Source organism: Streptomyces kanasensis (assembly GCF_043077165.1).
Lineage (GTDB): Bacteria > Actinomycetota > Actinomycetes > Streptomycetales > Streptomycetaceae > Streptomyces > Streptomyces changanensis.
This window is the reverse complement of the sequence record NZ_JBIBSF010000010.1, coordinates 170,944-196,196: the sequence shown is the minus strand read 5'-3', so window position 1 is coordinate 196,196 and position 25,253 is coordinate 170,944. Positions and strand designations below refer to the sequence as shown.

General features: G+C 74.2%; 24 protein-coding genes and 1 tRNA gene. 9 read left to right on the top strand and 16 right to left on the bottom strand.

Going from position 1 to position 25,253, the window contains the following annotated elements:
• Positions 1-35 precede the first annotated feature (35 nt).
• From ACF053_RS24420 to ACF053_RS24410, 3 genes are all read right to left on the bottom strand, one after another.
• A complete protein-coding gene (locus tag ACF053_RS24420; RefSeq protein WP_391955904.1) occupies positions 36-350 on the bottom strand; it encodes a DUF202 domain-containing protein in 315 nt (104 codons plus the stop codon).
• Entirely contained in the window at positions 347-739 is a 393-nt protein-coding gene (locus ACF053_RS24415) for a YidH family protein (protein WP_391955903.1), read from the bottom strand. Before ACF053_RS24415 ends, ACF053_RS24420 begins: the two co-directional genes overlap by 4 nt.
• Before the next feature lie 67 nt (positions 740-806).
• The gene (locus tag ACF053_RS24410) at positions 807-1,325 is read right to left on the bottom strand and encodes an NUDIX domain-containing protein (RefSeq protein WP_391955902.1); all 519 of its coding nucleotides are present in this window, start codon (positions 1,323-1,325) and stop codon (positions 807-809) included.
• A 260-nt stretch (positions 1,326-1,585) separates the two neighbouring features.
• Here ACF053_RS24410 and ACF053_RS24405 point away from each other — a divergent pair, with 260 nt between their 5' ends.
• The gene (locus ACF053_RS24405; protein ID WP_391955901.1) at positions 1,586-3,241 is read left to right on the top strand and encodes an FAD-binding dehydrogenase; all 1,656 of its coding nucleotides are present in this window, start codon (positions 1,586-1,588) and stop codon (positions 3,239-3,241) included.
• Between the two features lie 241 nt (positions 3,242-3,482).
• Here ACF053_RS24405 and ACF053_RS24400 read toward each other — a convergent pair whose 3' ends face one another.
• From ACF053_RS24400 to ACF053_RS24370, 7 genes are all read right to left on the bottom strand, one after another.
• Positions 3,483-4,112: a hypothetical protein gene (locus ACF053_RS24400; protein WP_391955900.1), complete on the bottom strand. Its 630-nt coding sequence runs from the start codon at positions 4,110-4,112 to the stop codon at positions 3,483-3,485.
• Entirely contained in the window at positions 4,109-5,506 is a 1,398-nt protein-coding gene (locus ACF053_RS24395) for a hypothetical protein (protein ID WP_391955899.1), read from the bottom strand. The genes ACF053_RS24400 and ACF053_RS24395 overlap by 4 nt, the downstream gene beginning before the upstream one ends.
• On the bottom strand, positions 5,503-6,279 hold the full coding sequence (locus tag ACF053_RS24390; protein ID WP_391955898.1) for an ATP-binding cassette domain-containing protein: 777 nt from the start codon (positions 6,277-6,279) through the stop codon (positions 5,503-5,505). Before ACF053_RS24390 ends, ACF053_RS24395 begins: the two co-directional genes overlap by 4 nt.
• Before the next feature lie 28 nt (positions 6,280-6,307).
• Complete coding sequence (locus ACF053_RS24385; RefSeq protein ID WP_058941617.1) at positions 6,308-6,730, bottom strand: hypothetical protein; 423 nt, start codon at positions 6,728-6,730, stop codon at positions 6,308-6,310.
• 193 nt (positions 6,731-6,923) lie between these two features.
• Positions 6,924-7,715, bottom strand: a complete 792-nt coding sequence (locus ACF053_RS24380; protein ID WP_391955897.1) for an ASCH domain-containing protein — start codon at positions 7,713-7,715, stop codon at positions 6,924-6,926.
• Between the two features lie 112 nt (positions 7,716-7,827).
• Positions 7,828-9,228 (bottom strand): GntP family permease, encoded by a 1,401-nt coding sequence (locus ACF053_RS24375; protein WP_391955896.1) that lies wholly within the window; start codon positions 9,226-9,228, stop codon positions 7,828-7,830.
• A 151-nt stretch (positions 9,229-9,379) separates the two neighbouring features.
• Positions 9,380-9,889 (bottom strand): gluconokinase, encoded by a 510-nt coding sequence (locus tag ACF053_RS24370; RefSeq protein ID WP_391955895.1) that lies wholly within the window; start codon positions 9,887-9,889, stop codon positions 9,380-9,382.
• Positions 9,890-10,071: 182 nt separating this feature from the next.
• Between ACF053_RS24370 and ACF053_RS24365 the strand changes: the two genes are divergently transcribed.
• From ACF053_RS24365 to ACF053_RS24350, 4 genes are all read left to right on the top strand, one after another.
• Positions 10,072-10,773, top strand: a complete 702-nt coding sequence (locus ACF053_RS24365; RefSeq protein ID WP_391955894.1) for a FadR/GntR family transcriptional regulator — start codon at positions 10,072-10,074, stop codon at positions 10,771-10,773.
• Positions 10,774-11,128: 355 nt separating this feature from the next.
• The gene (locus tag ACF053_RS24360) at positions 11,129-12,595 is read left to right on the top strand and encodes an amino acid permease (RefSeq protein WP_391955893.1); all 1,467 of its coding nucleotides are present in this window, start codon (positions 11,129-11,131) and stop codon (positions 12,593-12,595) included.
• A 238-nt stretch (positions 12,596-12,833) separates the two neighbouring features.
• Positions 12,834-13,919: an S-(hydroxymethyl)mycothiol dehydrogenase gene (locus tag ACF053_RS24355; RefSeq protein WP_391955892.1), complete on the top strand. Its 1,086-nt coding sequence runs from the start codon at positions 12,834-12,836 to the stop codon at positions 13,917-13,919.
• The gene (locus ACF053_RS24350; protein ID WP_391955891.1) at positions 13,919-14,548 is read left to right on the top strand and encodes an MBL fold metallo-hydrolase; all 630 of its coding nucleotides are present in this window, start codon (positions 13,919-13,921) and stop codon (positions 14,546-14,548) included. Before ACF053_RS24355 ends, ACF053_RS24350 begins: the two co-directional genes overlap by 1 nt.
• Here ACF053_RS24350 and ACF053_RS24345 read toward each other — a convergent pair.
• From ACF053_RS24345 to xylB, 3 genes are all read right to left on the bottom strand, one after another.
• Positions 14,532-15,464 (bottom strand): pseudouridine synthase, encoded by a 933-nt coding sequence (locus ACF053_RS24345; protein WP_391955890.1) that lies wholly within the window; start codon positions 15,462-15,464, stop codon positions 14,532-14,534. The genes ACF053_RS24350 and ACF053_RS24345 overlap by 17 nt on opposite strands.
• Before the next feature lie 76 nt (positions 15,465-15,540).
• A complete protein-coding gene (gene yicI / locus ACF053_RS24340; protein ID WP_391955889.1) occupies positions 15,541-17,814 on the bottom strand; it encodes an alpha-xylosidase in 2,274 nt (757 codons plus the stop codon).
• Positions 17,811-19,274 (bottom strand): xylulokinase, encoded by a 1,464-nt coding sequence (gene xylB / locus ACF053_RS24335; protein ID WP_391955888.1) that lies wholly within the window; start codon positions 19,272-19,274, stop codon positions 17,811-17,813. Before xylB ends, yicI begins: the two co-directional genes overlap by 4 nt.
• 140 nt (positions 19,275-19,414) lie before the next feature.
• On the opposite strand from xylB, the gene xylA reads away from it, so the two are divergent.
• The gene (gene xylA / locus ACF053_RS24330; RefSeq protein WP_391955887.1) at positions 19,415-20,584 is read left to right on the top strand and encodes a xylose isomerase; all 1,170 of its coding nucleotides are present in this window, start codon (positions 19,415-19,417) and stop codon (positions 20,582-20,584) included.
• Between the two features lie 97 nt (positions 20,585-20,681).
• Here xylA and ACF053_RS24325 read toward each other — a convergent pair whose 3' ends face one another.
• Together ACF053_RS24325 and ACF053_RS24320 are read right to left on the bottom strand one after the other, a co-directional pair.
• Entirely contained in the window at positions 20,682-21,935 is a 1,254-nt protein-coding gene (locus ACF053_RS24325; RefSeq protein WP_391955886.1) for an ROK family protein, read from the bottom strand.
• A 59-nt stretch (positions 21,936-21,994) separates the two neighbouring features.
• A tRNA-Leu gene (locus ACF053_RS24320) sits at positions 21,995-22,082 on the bottom strand.
• A gap of 172 nt (positions 22,083-22,254) precedes the next feature.
• Here ACF053_RS24320 and ACF053_RS24315 point away from each other — a divergent pair.
• The 3 genes from ACF053_RS24315 to ACF053_RS24305 all read left to right on the top strand — a co-directional run bounded on the left by ACF053_RS24315 (position 22,255) and on the right by ACF053_RS24305 (position 24,932).
• Positions 22,255-23,589, top strand: coding sequence for a M20/M25/M40 family metallo-hydrolase (locus tag ACF053_RS24315; RefSeq protein WP_391955885.1), 1,335 nt, complete (start codon positions 22,255-22,257; stop codon positions 23,587-23,589).
• A gap of 153 nt (positions 23,590-23,742) precedes the next feature.
• Entirely contained in the window at positions 23,743-23,976 is a 234-nt protein-coding gene (gene chpH / locus ACF053_RS24310) for a chaplin ChpH (protein ID WP_391955884.1), read from the top strand.
• Positions 23,977-24,125: 149 nt separating this feature from the next.
• Positions 24,126-24,932, top strand: coding sequence for a chaplin (locus ACF053_RS24305; protein ID WP_391955883.1), 807 nt, complete (start codon positions 24,126-24,128; stop codon positions 24,930-24,932).
• A gap of 86 nt (positions 24,933-25,018) precedes the next feature.
• Here ACF053_RS24305 and ACF053_RS24300 read toward each other — a convergent pair whose 3' ends face one another.
• A complete protein-coding gene (locus tag ACF053_RS24300; protein ID WP_058941632.1) occupies positions 25,019-25,207 on the bottom strand; it encodes a DUF5703 family protein in 189 nt (62 codons plus the stop codon).
• Positions 25,208-25,253: the final 46 nt, after the last annotated feature.

Sequence of the window (25,253 nt, the reverse complement as noted above, 5' to 3'; positions counted from 1 at the left end):
TCACACCTCGACGGCGGGCCCCGGCCGGTCCTGCCTCACACCACCACGGCCACGGCGAAGCCCGCGAGCGCGAGGGTGCACCCCACGGCGGCCCAGCCCGCACCGATGCCCAGCGCCCGGGGCCGCCCCCGGTCCAGCTCCCCGATCCGCCGGTGCGCCACCGCCAGGAAGGCGATCCACACCAGGAGCGACAGCCCGGCCCCGAGGACCCCGACGGCCGACACCTCGCCGCCGTGCAGCGCCTGCCGGGCGGCCAGGACGGCGGCGACCGTGCACGACAGGGTCGTGCGCCGCCACGCCAGCCGGGTCCGCTCGGGCTGCAACCCGGGGTCGCGGGGCGCCTGCGTCACCCCGCCCACCCGAAGAGCACGACCAGCACCATGGCGACCGCCACGACCCCCACCACGAGGCTCAGCACCGTCGGGAAGCGGCTCACCGGCAGGTCGTCGCCGCGCCGCATCGCCCGTTCGCACCGCACCCAGTGGTTGACCGCCCGCAGCGCGCACAGGGCGCCCGCGCCGAGCAGGAGGAGCGCCATGCCGACGCGCGCCCCGCGCGGCAGGTCCGGCAGGAACTGGTCGACGGCGAACCCGCCGCCCACCAGCGCCAGGCCGGTCCGCAGCCAGGCGAGGAACGTCCGCTCGTTGGCGAGCGAGAAGCGGTAGTCGGGCGTCTCGCCCTCCTCCCGCACCCGCTGCGGCGAGAACCACAGCCGCGCGCTCCGCCCGAAGTCACCCACGCGATCACCCTAACCGGGCCACCCGTGCCCCGGGCGCGTCACCGGGCCGGTCCCGGCCCCGGGCGCGTCACCGGGCCGCCCGCAGCCTCTCCCACGCGGCGAGCCCGTCCGGCACCCACGGCCACTCGCTCAGGCGCTCCGTCAGCTCGGCCTCGGTCAGGAAGGCGTGCCAGGCGACCTCCTCCGGCTGCGGGGAGACCCGAGACGTGCAGCGCACCTCGTACACCCGCGACCACCACGAGCCGCGGCCGCCGGGGCCGTCGTCGTACAGGAACGTCAGCACGGGCTCCGGGCGGGGCAGGCCCCGCACGCCGAGTTCCTCCTCCGCCTCCCGCAGGGCGGCGGCGTCGTACGACTCGCCCGCGCCGACGACGCCGCCGACGAACATGTCGTACAGCGAGGGGAAGGCGAGCTTGGTCGCCGTGCGGCGGTGCACGAAGATCCGGTCGTCGGGGTCCCGCGCCAGCACGAAGACGCAGCGGTGCCGCAGACCGCGCGCGTACACCTCGCCGCGGGGCAGCCGCCCCACGACCTCGTCGTGCTCGTCCACGACGTCCAGCAGTTCGTCCGCGGGGGATGTGTCCATGTCGGGTCCCTTCTTGGTCGTTCCGGGTTCTTCCGAGGCCCTCCGAGGCCCTGCGAGGCCCTCCGCGCCCCTTCGAATTCGAAGGCCCTCCGGATGCTCCGAGGTCCTCCGAAGGTCCTCCGAGGTCCTTGCGGGGCAGAGGGCCGGGCCCCGCGGGTTCGCGGAGGCTCCGACGATCTTCCCCGCCCGCGAGGGTTGACGGGGCACCACCGCGTACCGAGGATCGGACCACTCCGAGCATCCCCGGAAGGGCGGGCCCCATGGCGTACGACGCTGACGTGATCGTGATCGGTGCGGGACTGGCAGGGCTGGTCGCCACCGCCGAGCTCGTCGACGCCGGACGGAGCGTCATCCTGCTGGACCAGGAACCGGAGCGGTCCCTGGGCGGCCAGGCGCACTGGTCCTTCGGCGGCCTCTTCCTCGTCGACTCGCCCGAGCAGCGCCGCATGCGCGTCCGCGACAGCCACGACCTGGCCCTCCAGGACTGGCTCGGCACCGCCGGCTTCGACCGGCCGGAGGACCACTGGCCGCGCCGGTGGGCGGAGGCGTACGTCGACTTCGCGGCGGGCGAGAAGCGCGCCTGGCTGCACCGCCAGGGCGTCCGCTTCTTCCCCGTCGTGGGCTGGGCAGAGCGCGGCGGCTACGAGGCCACCGGACACGGCAACTCCGTCCCCCGCTTCCACATCACCTGGGGCACGGGCCCCGGTCTCGTCGCCCCCTTCGCGCGCCGGGTGCGCGCGGGCGTCGCCCGGGGCCTGGTCCAGCTGCGGTTCCGGCACCGCGTCACCGGCCTCGGTGGGACCGGCGGCGCCGTCGACACCGTCAGCGGGGAGGTCCTGGAGCCGTCCGACGCGGTCCGCGGGGCGGCCAGCAGCCGCGAGGTCGCCGGCGCCTTCGAGTACCGCGCCCAGGCCGTCGTCATCGCCTCCGGCGGCATCGGCGGCAACCACGACCTGGTCCGCGCCCAGTGGCCCGAGCGCCTGGGCACCCCGCCCGAGCGGCTGCTGTCCGGCGTCCCCGCGCACGTCGACGGGCTGATGCTCGGCATCGCGGAGTCCGCCGGCGCCCACCTGGTCAACGGGGACCGCATGTGGCACTACACCGAGGGCATCGAGAACTGGAACCCGATCTGGGCCCGCCACGGCATCCGCATCCTCCCCGGCCCGTCCTCGCTCTGGCTGGACGCCCTCGGCCGCCGCCTGCCCGTGCCGCTCTTCCCCGGCTTCGACACCCTCGGCACGCTGGAGCACATCATGCGGACCGGCCACGAGCACACGTGGTTCGTCCTCGACCAGAAGATCATCGGCAGGGAGTTCGCGCTCTCCGGCAGCGAGCAGAACCCCGACCTCACCGGAAAGTCCGTCCGCGGCGTCCTGGAGCGGGCCCGCGCCGACGTGCCCGCCCCGGTCCGGGCCTTCATGGAGCGGGGCGTCGACTTCGTCGTGGAACGCGACCTGTCCGCGCTGGTCCGCGGCATGAACAAGCTCACCGGCGAGCCGCTCGTCGACGAGGCCGCACTGCGCCGCGAGATCGTCGCCCGCGACCGCGAGATCGCCAACCCCTTCACCAAGGACCTCCAGGTCACCGCCATCCACGGCGCCCGCAGATACCTCGGTGACCGGCTGATCCGCACGGCCGCCCCGCACCGCATCCTCGACCCGAAGGCCGGTCCGCTCATCGCGGTGCGCCTCGGCATCCTCACCCGCAAGTCGCTCGGCGGGCTGGAGACGGACCTGTCGTCGCGCGTCCTGACCGCCGCGGGCGAGCCCCTGCCGGGCGTGTACGCGGCGGGTGAGGCGGCCGGGTTCGGTGGCGGGGGCGTCCACGGCTACCGCGCCCTGGAGGGCACCTTCCTCGGCGGCTGCCTCTTCTCCGGCCGCGCGGCGGGCCGTGCGGCCGCCCGGGCGGTGGCCTGACCCGGCACCGCGCCCGAGCCGGCGGTGCCCTGACCGGGCCCGGCGCGGCGCCGTTCGCCGAGCCCGGCTCGCTGACCCGCGTGTACGCGGCCGTCTCCGGCAGGGCGGTGTCGGCAAGACGTCGGTGACCGCGAACCTCGTCGCCGCGCCGGCCGCCGGCGCGGCGGGCGGCCGAACGGGCCGTCAGGCGCCGTCAGGTCCGCGGGCCTCGGCGCCTCGGGGTCCGCGGGCCCTCGGCTTCTCAGGCCCGCTCGGCCCGCTCGCCGCGCCGGGGGGAGCCCGTCGCCGCCGCGACCAGGCCCGCGGCGCCCAGCACGGCGGCGATCACCGCCGCCGAGCCGCTGGCCGGGCCGTGGATGGACCACGCCCACGTCTCCGGCGTGTTGTCCCAGCCGACCCCCAGCAGCAGCGTCGGCCCGAACATCCCCAGCGGCAGCAGCCAGGCCAGCCCGCTGCCGAAGAAACGGGCGCTGAGCATGGCGAGGCCCAGGTACCCGACGACGTTGCGGACGGCCGCGCCCGTCATCCCGGCGGACGCGCCCGCGACCAGCGGGAGTGCCGCCAGCAGCGCCGCGTAGAGCAGGGTGGCGGCCATGTGCGCGGTACGGAGCAGGCGCATCGGCTGCGCCGCCGTCTCCTCCAGGTCGGCCATGGGGGAGTACAGCGTCGTGGCGAGGACGACCGCGTGCACGACCGGCACCACCGCCGCCAGCGGCACGCTGTAGTCGACGAGGTGGCGCAGGTCGGGCAGCGACACCTGGCTCCCCGCGTACACCGCCGCGACGACGGCCACGCCCAGGCTGACCAGTGCTGCCCGCGGGACGTTGCGGCTGCGGCAGTAGGGCCCCAGCACCACTCCGGCGGCCGTCACGAGGCGGACCCGCGGGCCGTCCCGGCACCGCCCGGGGCGGTCGCCGCGCCCGGCGCCCCGGCCTTCGCCGGCGGGGCGGCGGCCTTCGGCAGCGCGGGCATCGGACGGCAGGCGCGGACCGCGTCGGCGGCGTCCGCGATCCACCGGTCCTGCGCCGGGCGGGGCGCCGCGGTGAACCCCTGCAGCGCCGCGTCGAACCGCTCGCCCCAGAACGGCGCGGGCGAGCCCGCCCGCCCGCGGACGACCGCCTCCAGGAAGAACGTGCCCGGGTAGCCACCGGTCTCCGCCATCAGCGGGAGGTCGCATCCCGACGGCGGCTGCGGCAGGGACGCCGACATCATCTGCTCGGTCATGTCCTGCCGCCCCGTCCCGGGCGACATCACGGGCAGCTCCCCGGCCGTCGCCGGGTCGGCGGGTCGCAGTCCGCGCTCGTAGAAGGTGCGGTTGAGGCCCGGTACGGACGCCAGCGCCGCGTCGACCGCCTCCGTCGCGCTGCGCGCGGCGGGCAGCAGGTGCCGGTCGTCGGGCCACAGGCACGCCGTGGTCCGGCCCGACGTCGTGCAGGCGGGCCGCTCGGGCTGCGGCGTGCGCACGGCCCAGGAGAGCTCCGGCTGCGCGGGCCGGTACGTGACCAGCATCCCGGCGGCGACCGCCGCGACGAGCACCGGCGGGAGGAGCGCCACGAGCCGCGGCCGGGTCGACCGGCGGCGCAGCAGGCCGGGCAGCGCCAGGAGGCACAGCGCGGCGGACAGGCACCAGGCCGTCGCCGTCAGCAGCCGCCCGGTGCGCGGCTGGAAGGCCATGTCCCAGTGCTCGTCGATGGCGGGGACGAGGGCGGCCGGGAAGCCGGTCCCGTCGGCGCCGGACAGGGCGAGGCCGACCAGGCATCCGTACCAGGCGACGCCGACCAGCGGCGCGACGATCCGGGACGGGAGGAGGCTGCCCGCGGCCACCCCGGCGGCGGCCTGCAGCCCGATCACGGCGGCGCCCAGCAGCAGCGGCGACCAGACGGGCGCGGTGACGGCGCTGACCCCGGCGGTCCGGACGTACGCGACCGCCGCGAAGAGGGCGTACGCGCCCAGTACCCACGCCATGGCGGACGCCCACACCACGACGGCCTGGGTCCAGGCGCCGCGCGCGGTGGTCCCGGCCCAGTCGAGCGTGCGGAAGCGGTGCACGCGGCCCGCGGTCCACGCGGCGGCGGCGCTCGTCATGGGACCCATCACCATGACGGCGAAGACCTGCAGCTCGATCGAGGTCTGCGCCCACCAGCCGATCCAGTCGCTGGTCGACGCGTCGTCACCGGCGAAGTGCCACAGCCCGACGGCGGCGATGACGGCGGCGACCCACTTCGTCTCGCCGCGGCGCATCTCGGTCCACAGCAGGCGGATCACAGCGCGGCCCCTTCCGGGCCGACGACGTGGAGGTAGCCGCTCTCCACGGTGCCGCCCTCGCCGGGCAGCGCGCAGAGCTCGTCGACGGTGCCGGTGAACCGGACGTGCCCGTCGAGGAGCACGGCGATGCGGTCGCAGGTGTGGGCCACGTCCTCCGCGAGGTGCGTGCTCATCACCACCGCCGACCGGGTGCCGAGCTCGCGGATCAGCTCGCGGAACCCCACGCGCTGGGCGGGGTCGAGGCCGACCGTCGGCTCGTCGAGCAGGACGAGCGCCGGCCGGTTGACGACGGCCTGGGCGATGCCCACGCGGCGCAGCATGCCGCCCGACAGCTCGCCCATGCGGCGGTCGGCGTACTTGTCCATGCCGACCAGGGCGAGCGCCTCGCGGGCCCGCTCCCGGCGCTCCCGGCCCGGCACCTTGCGCAGCCAGGCGGCGTACTCGGTGAACTCCTGGGCGGTGAAGCGGGGGTAGAAGCCGAACGACTGCGGGAGCACCCCGATGCGTTCCCGCACCCGGCGGACGGTCCGGCGGTCCGCCGCCCGTTCGCCGAGGAGGGTGACGGCGCCCTCCGCGGGCGGCTGGGCGGTGGTGAGGAGGGAGAGCAGGGTGCTCTTCCCGGCGCCGTTCGGCCCGAGGAGGCCCGTCACGCCGGACGGGAAGGTCAGCGACACCCCGTCCAGCGCGACGAGCGCCCCGTAGCGGACCGACACGGCCTCGACGGCCGCGACCGGCGGAGAGCCGGCCGCGGCGCGTTCGTTGCCAAGGGACACGGTGTTCCTGTCGGTTCTGTCGTGCGTGCTAGTTCTGGGCGTTCACGTACCCGTAGGCGCGGCTGCCGGCGATGCCGGCCCAGGACGCCTTCGTGTAGTACTTCTTGTTCGTGCCGGTGCCCGCGTAGGAGCCACAGCCGTACGCCGAAGAGTAGTTCTTCGACACGGAGGCCTTCTTGCTGTCCGGCGCCCACGAGACGTCCTCGTAGACGTAGCCGCTGAAGGTCTGGACGTGGCTGGTGGGGACGTCGCCGCAGGCGCGGGCGTGGCCGCTGCCCGGGCCCGCCCAGCGGTCGCCGTCCTCCTTGCTGCCGGCGGTGGCTATCGCGAACGGCAGCCGGCTGCCGCTGATCTCGCCCGCGACGGCGCTGAACGCCGGGACGACGACGGCGACGGCGGTGGCCGCCGCGACGACCGCGGTCCGGCCCTTGCCGGACATGTGCTTCCACATGTGGAATTCCCCCTGTTGGTCTGGTGCTTGATTGGTCGTCATCGAGCCTAGGCAGCCGGTTCGGGTGCGTCTGTGGCGGAGATCACCATCCCCGCAGGTGTGTCGTAAAGGCGGGATCTCGCTCCTCGCTGGCCGGAATCCGCCTTGTTGGCCACCCTTTGCCGGAATCCTTCCGTCCGCCTCGCCCGGCCCCCTACCGTCCCTCCGCCGCCGGGGTCGCCTGGTGGTGGTACAGGCGCCACGGCGCCCCGGAGCCGTCCGCCGCGCGCCGCCACAGCGAGCTGCGGTGCGCCCGACGGCCCTCCACGACCGTCTCGTACGTCAGGTGCACGACGCCGGGCGCGAGCAGGACGCCCGCCATGCCGGAGGGCTCGTACCGTGGCCCCCGCGCGCCGCCGGGCATGTCGGGCAGGGCGGCGAGCAGCTCCTCGCGTGTCCAGCGCCGCCCCGACGCGCCGACCTCCGTGAACTCCGGGTCGAGCAGCCGTCCGGCCTCCTGCCGGGAGGCCCGAACGGACGGTTCGAGCAGCCGCAGTTCGCCCGCGACGGCCGCGGCCACGGGGTCGAGCAGCTCCACCACCCGGAACCGCTCCGCGACCACCGGTGTCGTGTCGTCCACGGTGAAGGCCGGATCGCCGAGGAGCTCCCGCAGCTCCCCGCCGTGCCAGAACCCCTCGTGCGCGGCCCGCCACTCGGCGACCGACCGGTGCCCCTCGCCCTCGTCGACGGCGTGCCGGAGGTCGACTCCGCCGAGCGGCAGCACCCGCACCTCCGTCACCTCCACCACCGCGACCGGCCGGCCGCCGGAGTCGATCAGCGCGGACCGCGTTCCGGCGGTGGGCAGCGGTTCGTCCTCGGCCTCGTACGCGGCGAGCAGTCCGGTCGTGGCCGTCTTCGCCCCGGTCAGGACGGCGGCGACCAGCCGGTCGCGCAGGGGACCGGGGAAGGCGAGCAGGTACGGGGGCAGGTGGGTGACGTCGCTCATGGGCCGTAGCGTCACACACGGCCGCGCCGGGGCGCCCCGGGTTTCCGGAGCACCCCGGCACGGACGTGCGGCGGGTGCCGGCGGCGCTCGCCGGATGCCGGGGCGCCGTCGGCTACAGCACCAGGGACAGCAGCAGCACGCAGACGATCCCGACGACGGAGATGAGGGTCTCCATCACCGACCAGGTCTTCACGGTCTGGCCGACGCTCATTCCGAAGTACTCCTTCACCAGCCAGAAACCGGCGTCGTTGACGTGGCTGAAGAAGAGTGAGCCGGCACCGATCGCCAGGACGAGCAGCGCCGCGTGCGTGGTCGACATGTCGGCGGCCAGCGGGGCGACCAGGCCGGCGGCCGAGATGGTGGCCACGGTCGCGGAGCCCGTCGCGAGCCGGATGGCCACGGCGATGAGCCAGCCGAGCAGGAGACCGGGGACGGCCCAGTCCTCGGAGAGGTCGAGGATCACCCGGCCCACCCCGATGTCGATCAGCGTGGTCTTGAAGCCGCCGCCCGCGCCGACGATCAGCAGGACGCCCGCGATGGGCGCGAGCGAACGCTCGACGGTCGTGGAGATCCGCTCCTTGGTGAAGCCGGCGGCGCGGCCCAGGGTGAACAGCCCGACGACCACGGCGGCGAGCAGGGCGATCAGCGGCGAGCCGATGACGTCCGTGACCCGCTGGAGACCGTCCTCCGGGTCGTCCACGACGATGTCGACGAGCGCCTTCACCATCATCAGGGCGACCGGCAACATGATCGTCGCGACCGTCACGCCGAAGCCGGGCCGCTTCTCGGGCGCGTCGGCCACGTCCGGCTGCGGCGCCATGTCCCGCGGTACGGGGACGTCCACCCAGCGTGCGGCGTACCGGGAGAACAACGGACCGGCGACGATCACCGTGGGTATGGCCACGACCAGACCGAGGGCGAGCGTCACGCCGAGGTCCGCGCCGAGCGCGTCGATGGCGGCGAGCGGCCCGGGGTGCGGGGGGATCAGCCCGTGCATCACGGACAGGCCGGCGAGCGCGGGGACGCCGATCCGCATGAGGGAGTGGTTGCCGCGCCGGGCGACCATGAGCACCACGGGGATCAGCAGCACGATGCCGACCTCGAAGAAGAGCGGCAGTCCGATCACCGACGCGATGAGCACCATCGCCCACGGCATGGCCCGCCCGCTCGCCCTGGCGAGGATCGTGTCGACGATCCGGTCGGCGCCCCCCGAGTCGGCGAGCAGCCTGCCGAGGATCGCGCCGAGCGCCACGAGCACGCCGACCCCGGCGACCGTCGAGCCCAGCCCGCCGGTGAACGACGCGATCGTCGCGTCCAGCGGCGCGCCCGCGAGGACCCCCAGGGCCAGCGACCCGATGGTCAGCGCCAGGAAGGCGTGCAGTTTGACGGTGGTGATGAGGACGACGATCAGGGCGATGCCGGCGAGTACGGCCACGCCCAGCTGCGCGTCGCCCGCCGAGGTGATCGGTTCGGCGGCGTCCGCTGCCAGCATCTCGACGCTGAGTCTGGTCACGGGGGGTCCCTTCGCGGGGGTCGGTCGGGTCGGTCGGGGGAGTGGCGGGGAGGGGGAGCGGTGAGCTGCGGATCGGAGGGCGGAGGAGCGGAGGAGCGGTGAGCGGCGGATCGGGGGAGCGGGGGTGCCGCGGGTCGGCGGAGCGGGGCCGTCAGCCGGCCCGGCGGCACAGCGCGGCCACCGCCCGGTCGGCGATGTCCGCCGGGGTGCCGGCCACGTCGACCGCGACCCCGGCCTCGTCGTCGCCGAGCGGCTGGAGCGTGGCGAACTGCGAGTCGAGCAGGGCCGTCGGCATGAAGTGGCCCCGGCGCGCCGCCATCCGCTCCCCGACGAGGGCCCGGTCCCCGGTCAGGTGCAGGAAGACGACGCCGGGTGCCGCGGCCCGCAGCCGGTCCCGGTAGGCGCGCTTCAGCGCCGAGCTGCTCACCACGCCGCCGCGTCCGGCCCGGCCCGCGGCCCACCGGCCGATCGCGTCGAGCCAGGGCCATCGGTCGGCGTCGTCCAGAGGGACGCCGGCCGTCATCTTGGCGACGTTCGCCGCGGGGTGGAAGTCGTCCCCCTCCGCGTACGGCACGCCGAGCCGCTCGGCCACCAGCGGCCCGATGGTGGTCTTGCCGGTCCCGGCGACCCCCATCACGACGACGACCTGGGGTTTCTCCATGGGTGGGGCCTCGCTGTCCTGACGTTGCCGGTCGTTGCCGGTCGGGGGGTGGGTCGGTCGTGGGTGGCGCCGCGAGCGGCGTCGGGACACTGAAACCCATGAGGTACGACGTATTCAAGACCCTGTGATCTAAAAGTCATACGTTTTGTTGGCGCTCTTCACCGGCGCTTAGGCTGGGGCCCATGACGACGCAGGCCCAGGGGCTCCATACGCGCGTGCTGGACGCCCTGGGTCTGGCGATCACCGCCGGGGAGTACCCGCCCGGCAGCGTCCTGCGCACGGACGAACTGGCCGCCCGCTTCGAGGTCTCCCGCACGGTCGTGCGCGAGGTCGTCCGCGTGCTGGAGTCCATGCACCTCGTCGAGTCCCGCCGCCGCGTCGGCGTGACCGTCCGGGCGGCCGAGCTGTGGAACGTCTACGACCCCCAGGTCATCCGCTGGCGGCTCGCGGGCGCCGACCGTCCCCGCCAGCTGCGCTCGCTCACCGTGCTGCGCTCCGCCGTCGAGCCGGTCGCGGCCGGGCTGGCCGCCCTGCACGCCACGCCGGAGCAGTGCCGCGCCCTCACGGAGGAGGCGCTCGGCATGGTCGCCACCTCGCGGGGCCGCCGGCTGGAGGCGTACCTCGTCCACGACGTGGCGTTCCACCGCGCGGTGCTGAACGCCTCGGGCAACGAGATGTTCGCCCGGCTCGGCGACGTCGTCGCCGAGGTCCTCGCCGGCCGCACCCACCACCACGTGATGTTCGACGACCCCGACCCGGCCGCCGTCACCCTCCACGTGCGGGTCGCCGAAGCGGTGCGCGAGCGGGACGCGGTGCGCGCCGAGGAGCTCACCCGCGAGATCGCCCTGGGCGCCCTGCGCGAGCTGGACGTCCTCGCCCCGTGACCACCGGCCCCCGGCGGCGCCCGGTCCGCCGGAGCGAGCCGGTCGCCCCCGCGCCATGTGACCCTCCGTGATCACCCGTGCGTCCCCGGCCCCGGAGCGCCCCGCGGCCGGCCCCGGACCCCGGCGTGGCACCTCGCCCCGGCGAGCCGGTATGTTACTGAGCCGTACTTAACCGGCACGTAACCTCAGAAACAGCTCAGATCTGCTTTTACGGGGTCTTGACGTGACATGGGCCACAGCCAAAAACGGCTGCGGACTGTGACGATGTGCCACTGGCGCCGCCGCGGAGACGACCCCTTCCTCGCGGCCGGCGGGCGCCAGACCCGATCCCCCCTTCACAAAGGCGACTAACCAGATGAGCGACCGCTCGCTGTCCGCGGCCCCTACAGGGAACGCCGGAACCCCGGCCACCCAGGCGTCGCCCCACGTCGACGCCGGAGACACCGGCTACAGCAAGGACCTCAAGTCCCGCCACGTCAACATGATCGCCATCGGCGGCGCGATCGGCACCGGCCTCTTCCTCGGCGCCGGTGGCCGCCTGGCGGGCGCGGGCCCCTCCCTCGCCATCGCGTACGCCGTCTGCGGCGTCTTCGCGTTCTTCGTCGTCCGAGCGCTCGGCGAGCTGGTCCTCTACCGCCCGTCCTCGGGCGCCTTCGTGAGCTACGCCCGTGAGTTCATGGGCGAGAAGGGCGCCTACACGGCCGGCTGGCTGTACTTCCTCAACTGGTCGACCACCGCGGTCGCCGACATCACCGCGGCCGCCACGTACGCCCACTTCTGGGCGATGTTCAGCGACGTCCCGCAGTGGATCCTCGCCCTGATCGCCCTCGCCGTCGTGCTCACCGCGAACCTGATCTCGGTGAAGTACTTCGGCGAGATGGAGTTCTGGTTCGCGATCATCAAGGTCGCGGCCCTCGTGATCTTCATGTGCGTCGGCATCTTCCTGGTCGTCACGCAGCACGAGGTCGGCGGGCACACCCCCGGCCTGGCCACGGTCTCCGACAACGGCGGCATCTTCCCGCTCGGCATGCTGCCGATGCTGATGGTCGTCCAGGGCGTCGTCTTCGCCTACGCCTCCGTCGAGCTGGTCGGCGTCGCCGCCGGTGAGACCGAGAACCCCGAGAAGATCATGCCCAAGGCGATCAACTCGATCATGTGGCGCGTCGGCCTCTTCTACGTCGGCTCCGTCGTCCTGCTGGCGCTGCTCCTGCCGTACACCGCGTACTCCGGCGACCAGAGCCCCTTCGTCACCGTCTTCGACAAGCTCGGCATCCCGGGCACGGCCGGCATCATGAACCTGGTCGTCCTCACCGCCGCCCTGTCCAGCCTGAACTCCGGCCTGTACTCCACCGGCCGCATCCTGCGCTCGATGGCCATGGCGGGCTCCGCGCCCAAGTTCACCGCCCGCATGAACAAGGGCCAGGTGCCCTACGGCGGCATCCTGCTCACCGCCGCCTTCGGCGTGCTGGGCGTCGGCCTGAACTACGTCATGCCGGGCGAGGCGTTCGAGATCGTGCTGAACCTCGCCTCCATCGGCATCCTCGGCACCTGGGGCATGATCATGATCTGCTCGCTGCTGTTCTGGTCCCGCTCCACGGAGGGCCGGGTCACCCGGCCGTCCTACCGGCTCCCCTGGGCCCCGTACACGCAGATCGTGACGCTCGTCTTCCTCGCGTCCGTCCTCGTCCTGATGTGGTGGGGCGGCGGCGTCGGCCGGACCACGGTCAACTGCCTGCCCCTCATCGCGGCCCTGCTCGTCGGCGGCTGGTTCGCCGTCCGCAAGCGGGTCGGCGCGCTGGCGGCCTCCGGGTCGCAGGACTGACCCCTCGGGGGCCCCGCGCCCCCACCCCCGCACTCCGGGGCCCCCGCCGGACCGCGTCCGGCGGGGCCCCGCGCATCCGACGGGGGGCTCCGGGGGCCTCGCGCGTCCCTCGGCCGAGCGGCCGTCGGACGCGCCCCGGCGCGTCCGGGCGCCCGTACGGCCGGAAACGACCCCCCGGCACGCCCGCCGACCGCGATAGTGGTGCCGTACACCCGTACCGAGGAAGGGACGCGCCGCGATGGCACAGCAGGTCCGAGGGGTCGTGGCCCCGGGGAAGAACGAGCCCGTGCGGGTCGAGACGGTGATCGTCCCGGACCCCGGCCCCGGCGAGGCGGTGGTGCGGGTGCAGGCGTGCGGCGTCTGCCACACGGACCTGCACTACAAACAGGGCGGCATCAACGACGACTTCCCCTTCCTCCTCGGCCACGAGGCGGCGGGCGTGGTGGAGAGCGTCGGCCCGGACGTCACCGAGGTCGCCCCCGGCGACTTCGTGATCCTCAACTGGCGAGCCGTCTGCGGCAGCTGCCGGGCCTGCCGGCGCGGCAGGCCCTGGTACTGCTTCGACACCCACAACGCCACGCAGAAGATGACCCTGGAGGACGGCACCGAGCTGTCGGCCGCGCTGGGCATCGGCGCCTTCGCCGAGAAGACCCTCGTCGCCGCCGGCCAGTGCACCAAGGTCGACCCGTCCGTGGCCCCCGCCGTCGCCGGGCTGCTCGGCTGCGGCGTGATGGCCGGCATCGGCGCGGCCGTCAACACCGGCGCGGTCGGCCGCGGCGACACGGTCGCCGTCATCGGCTGCGGCGGCGTCGGCGACGCCGCGATCGTCGGCTCCCGCCTCGCCGGGGCCGCCCGGATCGTCGCCGTCGACATCGACGACCGGAAGCTGGAGACCGCCCGCTCCATGGGCGCCACCCACACCGTGAACAGCAGCACCACCGACCCCGTCGAGGCGGTCCGCGAGCTGACCGGCGGGTTCGGCGCCGACGTCGTCATCGAGGCGGTCGGCCGCCCCGAGACGTACCGGCAGGCGTTCTACGCCCGCGACCTCGCCGGCACGGTCGTCCTCGTCGGCGTCCCCACCCCCGACATGAAGCTGGAGCTCCCGCTGCTCGACGTCTTCGGACGCGGCGGCGCGCTGAAGTCCTCCTGGTACGGCGACTGCCTGCCCTCCCGGGACTTCCCGATGCTCATCGACCTGCACCAGCAGGGCCGCATCGACCTCGGCGCGTTCGTCACCGAGACGATCGGCCTCGGCGACGTCGAGAAGGCGTTCGCGCGGATGCACGAGGGCGACGTCCTGCGCTCGGTGGTGGTCCTGTGATGGCCGCCCGCGTCGAGCACCTCGTCACCTCCGGCACCTTCTCCCTGGACGGGGGCACCTGGGAGGTCGAGAACAACGTCTGGATCGTCGGCGACGGCGCGGAGGCCGTCGTCATCGACGCCGCCCACGACGCCGACGCCATCCTGGCCGCCCTCGACGGCCGGACACTGCGGGCCGTCGTCTGCACCCACGCCCACGACGACCACATCGGCGCCGCCCCCGCCCTCGCCGCCGCCACCGGCGCCCGGATCCTGCTCCACCCGGACGACCTGCCGCTGTGGAAGCTCACCCACCCCGACCACCACCCGGACGGCGAGCTCGCCGACGGTCAGACCCTCACCATCGCGGGGACCGACCTCACCGTCCTGCACACCCCGGGCCACGCCCCGGGCGCGGTCAGCCTCCACGCGCCCGACCTGGGCACCGTCTTCACCGGCGACACGCTCTTCGCCGGCGGCCCAGGCGCCACCGGCCGGTCCTTCTCCCACTTCCCGACGATCATCGACTCGATCCGCGACCGGCTGCTCGCCCTGCCGCCGGAGACGGTCGTCCGCACGGGGCACGGCGAGAGCACCACGATCGGCGCCGAGGCCCCGCACCTGGAGGAGTGGATCAGGCGGGGCCACTGAGCGACAGGCGGCTCACGCACCGCACCGGGTCGCCCGTGACCGGGTCGGTGAACTCCAGCCTCCGCGCCAGCAGCCGCAGCGGACGGGTGAAGTCCTCCGGCCCGTCCTCCCGCACCACCGGGTACAGCGGGTCGTCCACGATGGGCACCCCCAACCGGGCCATGTGGACCCGCAGCTGATGGGTCTGGCCGGTCGCCGGCACCAGCCGGTACCGGCCCAGCCCGTCCCGGTGCGCCAGCAGCTCGATCCGGCTCTCGCTGTTCGGCTCGCCCGGCACCTCCCGCGCCGCGAGCACGCCCCGCTCCTTCACGATCCGGCTGCGCACGGTCACCGGCAGGGCGAGCCGCGGGTCGTACGGGGCCACCGCCTCGTACTCCTTGACCACCCGGCGGTCCCGGAACAGCGTCTGGTACGCCCCCCGGTGCTCCGGCCGCACCACGAAGAGCACCAGCCCCGCCGTGAGCCGGTCCAGCCGGTGCGCCGGCTGGAGGCCCGGCAGGCCCAGGTCGCGCCGCAGCCGCGCCAGCGCCGTCTCGGTCACGTGCCGGCCGCGCGGCGTCGTCGCCAGGAAATGCGGCTTGTCGGCCACCACGATCCGCTCGTCGCGGTGGACGATCCCGACCGCGAACGGCACCGGCTCCTCCGGTGGGAACTCCCGGTGGAACCACAGGTACAGCCCCGGCGCGTACGGCTCGCGACCGGTGACCGGCCGGCCGTCCGCCCCGACGAACGCCCCGCCGCTGAGCATGGCGTCCACGCGCCCGGCCCCGATCGCCGCGGCGTACCGCTCCACGAGGTGGTCGCGCACCGTGCGCCACGCCCCGTCCGGGTCGGCCGGCAGCCGCACCCGCGCGGGGTCCACCCCGTCCCGCTGCCCGAGCGGGGCCACGGGCACCCTCGTTCCACGTCGTCCCACGCCCCCCACCGTAGCCACCGCCTCCCGCGCCCCCGGCACGGGGCGGCCACGCACGCGGCCCGGCGCGGCTCCCGCCTCAGCGGGCCGGCGGTACGACGACCTCGCCGACCCCGCCGGCGGACCCCGCGCCCACCACGCGCACCCGGAACGGCCGGTCCGTGCCGGCCGCCACCACCCGCACCGCGCCACCGTCCCGGACGACCGTGAACCGCGCCGCCTCCGCGCCCGCCAGGTCCGGCACCGACACCACCGCGCCGTCCGCGTCCGGCTGGACCAGCAGCGTCAGCCCGTCCAGCCAGTCGCCGTCGGGCCGCTGGTCGTCCGCGCCGAGCGGCAGGACGGCACCCGGCCGCACGTACAGCGGCAGGCCGTCGAACCCGTACGTGTCCCGCCGCCACACCGGACCGGTCACCCGCTCCCCGGTCAGCAGGTGCGTCCACACCCCCTCCGGCAGGTAGAACTCGACCTCCCCGTCCGCCGAGAACACCGGCGCCACCAGCAGGTCGGGGCCGAGCATGTACTGCCGGTCCAGCGTCCGGCAGCCGGGGTCGCCGGGGAACTCCAGCAGCATCGGCCGCATCAGCGGCACGCCCGTGCGGTGCGCCTCCACGGCCGCCCCGTACAGGTACGGCATCAGCCGGTGCTTCAGCTCCGTGAACTGCCGGGCCACCTCCACCGCCTCCTCGCCGAACTCCCACGGCACGCGGTACGACATGTTGCCGTGCAGCCTGCTGTGCGACGACAGCAGACCGAAGGCGAGCCACCGCTTGAAGACGGCCGGCTCCGGCGTGCCCTCGAACCCGCCGATGTCGTGGCTCCAGAAGCCGAACCCCGACAGTCCCAGCGACAGCCCGCCGCGCAGCGACTCCGCCATCGCCTCGAACGACGCGAAGCAGTCACCGCCCCAGTGGACCGGGTACTTCTGCCCGCCGGCCGTCGCCGAACGGGCGAACACCACCGCCTCGCCGTGCCCGCGCTCCTTCTCCAGCAGCTCGAAGACGCACTCGTTGTACAGCTGGGCGTAGTAGTTGTGCATCCGCTCCGGGTCGGAGCCGTCGTGCCAGACGACGTCCGTCGGGACGCGCTCGCCGAAGTCCGTCTTGAAGCAGTCGACGCCCTGGTCCAGCAGCACCTTCAGCTTGCTCTGGAACCAGGCCCGCGCCTCCGGGCTCGTGAAGTCCACCAGCGCCATCCCGGCCTGCCACAGGTCCCACTGCCAGACGTCCCCGTCCGGCCGCCGCACCAGGTGGCCGAGGGCGGCGCCCTCGGCGAACAGCGCCGACTTCTGCCCGATGTACGGGTTGATCCACATGCTGACGCGCAGCCCCCGCTCCTTGAGCCGGGCCAGCATGCCCTCCGGGTCGGGGAAGGTCTCCGGGTCCCACTGGAAGTCCGACCACTGGTACTCGCGCATCCAGAAGCAGTCGAAGTGGAAGACCGACAGCGGGATGTCCCGCTCCGCCATCCCGTCGACGAAGGACATCACCGTCTCCTCGTCGTACGAGGTGCAGAACGACGTCGTGAGCCACAGGCCGAACGACCACGCCGGCGGCAGTGCCGGCCGCCCCGTCAGCGCCGTGTACCGGGCGAGCACCTCCTTCGGCGTCGGCCCCGCCACCACGTAGAACTCCAGCGACTGGTCCTCGACGCTGAACTGCACCTGGCCCACCGACTCGGAGCCCACCTCGTACGACACCCGGCCCGGGTGGTTGACGAAGACGCCGTACCCCCGCGACGACAGGTGGAACGGCACGTTCTTGTACGCCTGCTCGCTGCTGGTGCCGCCGTCCGCCTGCCAGATGTCGACGCTCTGGCCGTTCCGGACGAACGGCGTGAAGCGCTCCCCGAGCCCGTACACCTGCTCGCCCACGGCCAGGGCAAGCTGCGCGACCATGTGGTGCGCCCCGCCGGCGGTCTCCACGAAGGCGGTGCCCTTCGACTCCACCGCGGTCAGCCGCCGCCCGTCCGCGTCGAGGAACGTCAGCCCCCACGGCCCGTCGCGGTCCAGCCGCACCGTGAGCGGCCCGCTGGTCAGCTCGGTGACGGACCCGTCCCGGCGGGTGCGGGCGAAGCCCCCGCCGCCCGCGTCGGCCCCCGGCAGCGCGAACTCGGGCCCGCGGTGCGCCTTCCCCGCGTGGTGGGTGGTGCGGACGCCGATCACCCCCTCGGCGGGGGAGAAGCACTCCACGGTGAGCAGCGGCGAGTTGAGCGTGTGCCCCCGGTGCTCGACCCGCCGGACCGCCGCGTAGGCGGTCACGTGGTCGTCGCTGACGTGCAGGTCGCGCACCTCGGTCGCGTACGAGGCGCGGACGCCGTCCCGCATCAGCCAGAAGCCGTCGGTGAACTTCATCGGTGTCCCTGTGTGGTGAGGAGAGGGGTTGCCCGGTCGAGTACGGAGGCGATCCGGTCCAGCGTGTCACGGTCGGGCGCGACCGGCGGCAGCGTCTCGCCCCCGCCGGTGCCCCACGCCGTCGCGACGGCGACCGGGTCGTCGCCGGTCGCCGCGCCCGCCGCCAGCGCGGCGGCGCCGACGGCGACGAGTTCGGTGGTGCGCGGCAGCACGACGGGGCGTCCCGAGAGCCGCCGTACCGTCTCCACCCAGGCGCGGCCCCGGGCGCCGCCCCCGACGAGCCGCAGCGGCGCGTCCCCGCCGGCGCCCTGCGCGGGGAGCTCCTCCAGGGCGCGCAGCAGGGCGACCACGGCACCCTCGTAGGCCGCGCCCAGCAGTTGTTGCGGCGTGGTGGTGTGCCGCACCCCGGTGATCAGTCCGGCGGCGCCGGGCAGGTCGGGGGTGCGCTCGCCGTCCAGGTACGGCAGGACGACGGCCTCGCCGCCCGGCGCCGCGTCCTCGCGGTCCAGACCCAGCAGCGCGGCCATCCGGTCGACGGCGAGGGTGCAGTTGAGGGTGCAGCCCAGCGGCAGGTACGTGCCGTGTCCGTCGGCGGCGGCGAAGCCGGCGAGGGCCGCCGTCGCGGGGCGCGTCCGGGTCGCCGCGAAGACGGTGCCGGACGTGCCGAGCGAGACCGCCGGGTGGTCGAGCAGCCCGCGCGCGCCCAGGCCCAGCCCGACGGCGGCGGCCATGTTGTCGCCCGTCCCGGCGGCGACGGGGACACCGCCGGGCAGCCCGAGCGCCTCGGCGGCGGCCGCGGTGAGCGTGCCGACGCGGGTGCCGGCCGAGGGCGCGACCCGCGGCAGCAGCGCGGGGTCCAGTTCCAGCAGGGCGAGCAGCTCCGGGTCCCAGGCGCCGGTCGCGGTGGAGTACCAGCAGGTCCCGGAGGCGTCGCCGGGGTCGGTGGCGGCCGTACCGGTCAGCCGTTCGGTGAGGAAGTCGTGCGGGAGGCGCACCGCGGCGGCCGCGTCCGCGGAGCGCGGCTCGTTCTCGCGCAGCCACCGCCACTTGGCGGCCGTCATGGACGCCACCGGGACGGAGCCGGTCCGCTCCAGCCACGCCCCGGCGCCCAGTGCTCCGGTGAGGGCCGCCGCCTGGGGTGCGGAGCGGGTGTCGTTCCACAGCAGGGCGGGACGCAGGGGGCGCCCGGCGCCGTCGAGGACCACGAGCCCGTGCTGCTGGCCGGCGACGGCGAGTCCGGTCACGGCCCGGGGGTCGGCGCCGGCCTCCGCGAGCGCGGCGGCCACGGCCTCGGCGAGCGCGGCCCACCACCGTTCCGGGTCGCTCTCCCGGGCGCCGCCCTCACCGGTCACGGTGTGCGGGGCGCGCCCCACGGCCAGCAGGCGGCCGCTCGCGGCGTCCACGACGGCCGCCTTGGTGGACTGCGTCGAGCTGTCCACGCCGATGACTAGGGGATCCATCTTTTGATCGTACACAGAACAAATTCCCCGTCACCAGGGTTCGTCACAGGCTTGACCGAGCGCGCCCTCTTGGCGGGATGGGATGCTTGCGCTATTAGTAATCAAAGCAAACAAATAGCCGAGCCGAGGGATCCAGAGCCATGCCGGAACGCTTCGCCCCCACCCCCGACGACCTGTTCACCTTCGGTCTGTGGACCGTGGGCTGGCAGGGCGCCGACCCCTTCGGCGCCGCCACCCGCCCGCCGCTCGACCCGGTCGAGACGGTGGAGCGCCTGGCCGGCCTCGGCGCGTACGGCGTCACCTTCCACGACGACGACCTCATCCCGTTCGGCTCGTCCGACGCCGAGCGCGAGGCCGTCGTCAAGCGCTTCCGCGACGCGCTGGACCGCACCGGCATGAAGGTGCCGATGGCCACCACGAACCTCTTCACCCACCCGGTCTTCAAGGACGGCGCCTTCACCGCCAACGACCGGGACGTCCGCCGCTACGCGCTGCGCAAGACGATCCGCAACATCGACCTGGCCGTCGAGCTCGGGGCGCACACCTACGTCGCCTGGGGCGGCCGGGAGGGCGCGGAGTCGGGCGCCGCCAAGGACGTCCGCGTCGCCCTCGACCGCATGAAGGAGGCGTTCGACCTCCTCGGCCAGTACGTCACCGAGCAGGGCTACGACCTGCGCTTCGCCATCGAGCCCAAGCCCAACGAGCCGCGCGGCGACATCCTCCTGCCCACCGTCGGCCACGCCCTGGCCTTCATCGAGCGACTGGAGCGCCCCGACCTCGTCGGCGTGAACCCGGAGACGGGCCACGAGCAGATGGCGGGCCTCAACTTCCCCCACGGCATCGCCCAGGCCCTGTGGGCGGGCAAGCTCTTCCACATCGACCTCAACGGCCAGTCCGGCATCAAGTACGACCAGGACCTCCGCTTCGGCGCCGGGGACCTGCGCCAGGCGTTCTGGCTGGTCGACCTCCTGGAGAGCGCCGGTTACGACGGCCCGCGCCACTTCGACTTCAAGCCGGTCCGCACCGACGGCGCCGACGGGGTGTGGGAGTCCGCCCGGAACTGCATGCGCAACTACCTGATCCTCAAGGAGCGCGCCGCGGCCTTCCGCGCCGACCCCGAGGTCCGCGAGGCCCTGCGCGCCTCCCGCCTGGACGAGCTCTCCCGTCCGACCGCCGAGGACGGCCTCGCCGCGCTGCTCGCGGACCCGACGGCGTACGAGACCTTCGACGTGGCCGGCGCGGCCGGCCGCTCCATGGCCTTCGAACGGCTCGACCAGCTCGCCATGGAGCACCTCCTGGCCGTCCGCTGACCGCGGCCCCGGCCCCGGCGCGCGGCCCCCGGGGGCGTGCGGGGACGGACGGCGGCCGGCGCGCGGCCCGTTCACGGGGCCGCGCGCCGGGGGCGTACTACCGCGCCCCGTCCCGCTCCGCGTAACCCGCCGGATCGGCGATCACGTCCCGCACCACCAGGGCCGCCGCCCCGCGTGCCGCGTCCCCCGACCACGACGAGCCCCGCAGCCGCCCGCTCCCCGCGGTCCACAGCCCCGACACCACGCGCGCGGTGAGCTCCCCGTCGGCGGCCGGCGCCAGCCAGGGCACCAGGCCCCGGTAGATCCCGCCCAGCACCACGGCCTCGGGGTCCAGCAGGTTCACCACCCCGGACAGCACCAGCCCCAGCATCCGGCCGGCCCGCTCCAGCGCCGCCAGCGCGCGGGCGTCCCCCGCCGCGGCCCGGCGCTCCAGCTCGGCGACCCCCGCGCCGCCCGCGTCCGCGCCGACGCCCGCGTCCCGCAGCAGCGCCGTCTGTCCGGCGTACTGCTCCAGGCACCCCCGCGACCCGCAGCGGCACCGCGGGCCGGTCGCGTCCGCCACCACGTGCCCGACCTCGCCGGCGAACCCGTGCGCCCCGCGCAGCAGCTCCCCGTCGACGACGACGGCGCCGCCCACACCGATCTCCCCGGAGACGTAGAGGAAGTCCCGCGCCCGCGCCCGGTCGGCCGGCCCGTCGCCGAACCACAGCTCCGCCAGCGCGGCGGCGTTCGCCTCGTTCTCGGAGCCGACCGGCAGGGTCCCGGTGTCCGGCCGCACCGCGGCGAGGGCCCGCCCGAACAGCTCCTCCGCCGCCACCCGGCTCCACCCGAGGTTCGGGGCCTGCCGGACGGTGCCACCGGAGACCAGTCCGGGCAGCGCGAGGCGCACGCCCGCCGGGCTGAGCTGCTGCTCCGCCGCGGACTCCAGCGTCCGGGCCGCGATCCGCGCCGCCCGCCCGAGCACCTCCGCGGGCGGTACGTCCCGATTGTCCAGATGCTCGGTCAGTCGTACCCGATCAGTTCCAGCCAGATCCACGACACAGACGGACACGTAATCGATGTTGATCTCGACACCCAGTCCGGCCGCACCGGTCCGCGCGACCCGCAGCGCCGTCCCCGGCCGCCCCGCCTGGCCGCTGAACGTCTTGCCCGACTCGGTGAGGAAGCCGCTGCCCAGCAACTGCTCGACCAGCGAGGACACCGCCGCGCGCGTCAGCCCGACGCGCGCCGCCACCGCGGCCCGCGTGGTCTCGCCCTCGTCGTGCACGGCCCGCAGCACCAGGCTGAGGTTGTGCCGCCGCACGGTGGCCTTGTCGGCCTTGGGCTCGAGCGGATCCAGTGTGTTCTTCATCGCCTCTCGCAGCAGCAGCCCGAACAGCAGAAAGACCCCAGGTGAACTGGGGTCTTCGCTGGTGTCCGAGGGGGGACTTGAACCCCCACGCCCGATAAAGGGCACTAGCACCTCAAGCTAGCGCGTCTGCCATTCCGCCACCCGGACAAGGTGTCTGTCTCGCGGCCCTGGGCCGTTCCGACGTGGAAAACCATAGCAAACATTCGGCGTGCTCGATCACGCCCCCGCCCCGCCCGCCGGCCTTGGGCCGGGAGCATGGTCGGTAGCAGGATGGCGCCGTACCAGCAGCACCGACAGCACCGACGCGGGAGGAACCAGCGTGAGCGAGACCAACCCGGCCAGGACCGGTCCCGGCGCCACCGCCGAGAGCGAGGTCGTCGACCTCTGCAGTGAGCTCATCCGTATCGACACCAGCAACTACGGCGACCACTCCGGCCCGGGCGAGCGGGGCGCCGCCGAGTACATCGCCGAGAAGCTGGCCGAGGTGGGCCTGGAGCCGCGGATCATCGAGGCGCACAAGGGCCGCGCCTCGACCGTGGCCCGGATCGAGGGCGAGGACCCCTCGCGCCCCGCCCTCCTCATCCACGGCCACACCGACGTGGTCCCGGCCAACGCGGCCGACTGGACGTACGACCCGTTCTCCGGCGAGATCGCCGACGGCTGCGTCTGGGGGCGCGGCGCCGTCGACATGAAGGACATGGACGCCATGACCCTCGCGGTCGTGCGCGAGCGGATGCGCAGCGGCCGCAAGCCGCCCCGCGACATCGTCCTCGCCTTCGTCGCGGACGAGGAGGCGGGCGGCACCTACGGGGCGCGTCACCTGGTCGACCGGCACCCCGACGTCTTCGAGGGCGTCACCGAGGCGATCGGCGAGGTCGGCGGCTTCTCCTTCACCGTCAACGAGGACCTGCGCCTGTACCTGGTGGAGACGGCGCAGAAGGGCATGCACTGGATGCGGCTCACCGTCGAGGGCACGGCCGGGCACGGCTCGATGACCAACGACGACAACGCCATCACCGAGCTGTGCGAGGCCGTGGGCCGCGTCGGCCGGCACACCTGGCCCGTCCGGGTCACCAAGACCGTGCGGTCCTTCCTGGACGAGCTGTCCGACGCGATCGGCACGCCGCTCGACCCGGACGACATGGAGGGCACGCTCGACAAGCTCGGCGGCATCGCCAAGATGGTCGGCGCCACGCTCCGCAACTCCGCCTCCCCCACCATGCTCGGCGCCGGGTACAAGGTGAACGTCATCCCCGGCCAGGCCACCGCCCACGTCGACGGCAGGTTCCTGCCCGGGTACGAGCAGGAGTTCCTGGAGGAGCTCGACCGGTTGCTCGGGCCCCGGGTGAAGCGCGAGGACGTGCACGCCGACAAGGCGCTGGAGACGAGCTTCGACGGCGCCCTCGTCGACGCGATGCAGACGGCGCTGCGGGCGGAGGACCCGATCGCCCGTGCCGTGCCGTACATGCTGTCCGGCGGCACCGACGCCAAGTCCTTCGACGACCTCGGCATCCGCTGCTTCGGCTTTGCCCCGCTCCAGCTGCCGCCGGACCTCGACTTCGCCGGGATGTTCCACGGCGTGGACGAGCGGGTGCCGGTCGAGGGCCTGAAGTTCGGTGTCCGCGTCCTGGACCGCTTCCTCGACGCGAGCTGAAAGTCAGCTGAAACGACACTCCAATAATCGACCGCCTGTGCACGTCTGACCGAAAAGGGTGAACGGGGCGGCCGCCTCGTAGCCCACCCTCCTCCGCCTCGTTACAGGTGTTGCGGTCCGCGGCTGGGACCGCATTGCCAACTAGGAGGAATAATGATCAAGAAGGTTGTCGCCACCGCGGCCGCCACCGGCGGTCTGCTGCTGGCCGGTGCGGGCATGGCCGTCGCCGACGCGGGCGCCAACGGCGCGGCCGTCGGTTCCCCGGGTGTGATCTCCGGCAACGTGGTCCAGGTTCCGATCCACGTGCCGGTCAACGTCTGTGGCAACACGATCAACGTCATCGGTCTGCTCAACCCCGCCTTCGGCAACGTCTGCATCAACGACTGACCCAGCGCCAGGCGTTGTGCCTCGACCCATGAGGGTCTGAGCCCGGCCGGCCTCGGAGCGCGCGCCATGCGCTCCGGGGCCGGTGGGCATTCAGCTCCCGCGCGAGGTGTGCGGGGGCCTTCGGAAGCCAAGAAGGCAGGAAACTAGCTATGCGACAGGTCACGCGCAAGGGGCTGACCATTGTGGCGGCGGCGGGCGGAGTGCTCGCCCTCGGCGGTGGGTACGCGCACGCGTCCCACGGTGCGGGAGCGGACGGAGTCGCCGCCAACTCGCCGGGTGTCGCGTCCGGCAACTCGGTCCAGGCGCCGGTCAGCGTGCCGGTGAACGCGTGCGGCAACACCGTGGACGTCGTCGGGGTGCTCAACCCCGCGTTCGGCAACAAGTGCGTCAACAAGAGCAGCGGCGCGCACGCGAAGGGCTCCGCCAGCAACTCGCCGGGCGTGGCGTCCGGCAACAACGTCCAGGCCCCGGTCAACGTGCCCGTGAACGCCTGTGGCAACAGCGTGAACGTGGTCGGCGGCCTGAACCCGGCGTTCGGCAACGACTGCGCGAACGGCGCGAAGACCCCGGACAAGCCGGGCAACCCCGGGAACCCGGGCAACCCCGGAAACCCGGGCAACCCCGGAAACCCGGGTCAGCCGGGCAACCCCGGGAACCCCGGCCAGCCGGGCAACCCCGGAAACCCGGGTCAGCCGGGCAACCCCGGGAACCCCGGCCAGCCGGGCAACCCCGGGAACCCGGGCCAGCCGGGCCAGCCGAGCCACCCCGGTGAGCCCGGCTCGCCGATCGAGCCGAACGAGCCCGCCCCTCAGGGCGGCGACGGCAGCACCCCGCCGAAGGGCGACGACGAGCTGGCCGAGACGGGCGCCGGAGCGCTCGGCGTGCTCCTCCCGGCCGGAGCGGCCGCGCTGCTCGGCGGCACGGTCCTGTACCGCCGCGCCCGCCGCACCGCGTAAGCACGGCGCACCCTCCCGCGCCCCACGACGGAGCGGGCCCCGCACTCAGCGGGGCCCGCTCCGTCCTGTTGCTCCCGTTCCGTCCCTCACCAGGTGGCGCGCACCTGACGGATGATGCGCCGCCGCAGCCGCACCCGGCGGCTGCCGTCCCGGTGCAGGGTGAGTCGGTCCAACTCCCAGTGCCCGTACTCCGCGTGCTCGGTCAGGAGCCGCGTCGCCTCCTTCCGGGAGACGCCCCGCGGCACGTACACGTCGACAAATTCGTATTCCGGCATCGCATCTATTGTGCGGGCACGGGCCAGGTACGGATAGCGTCTGCTG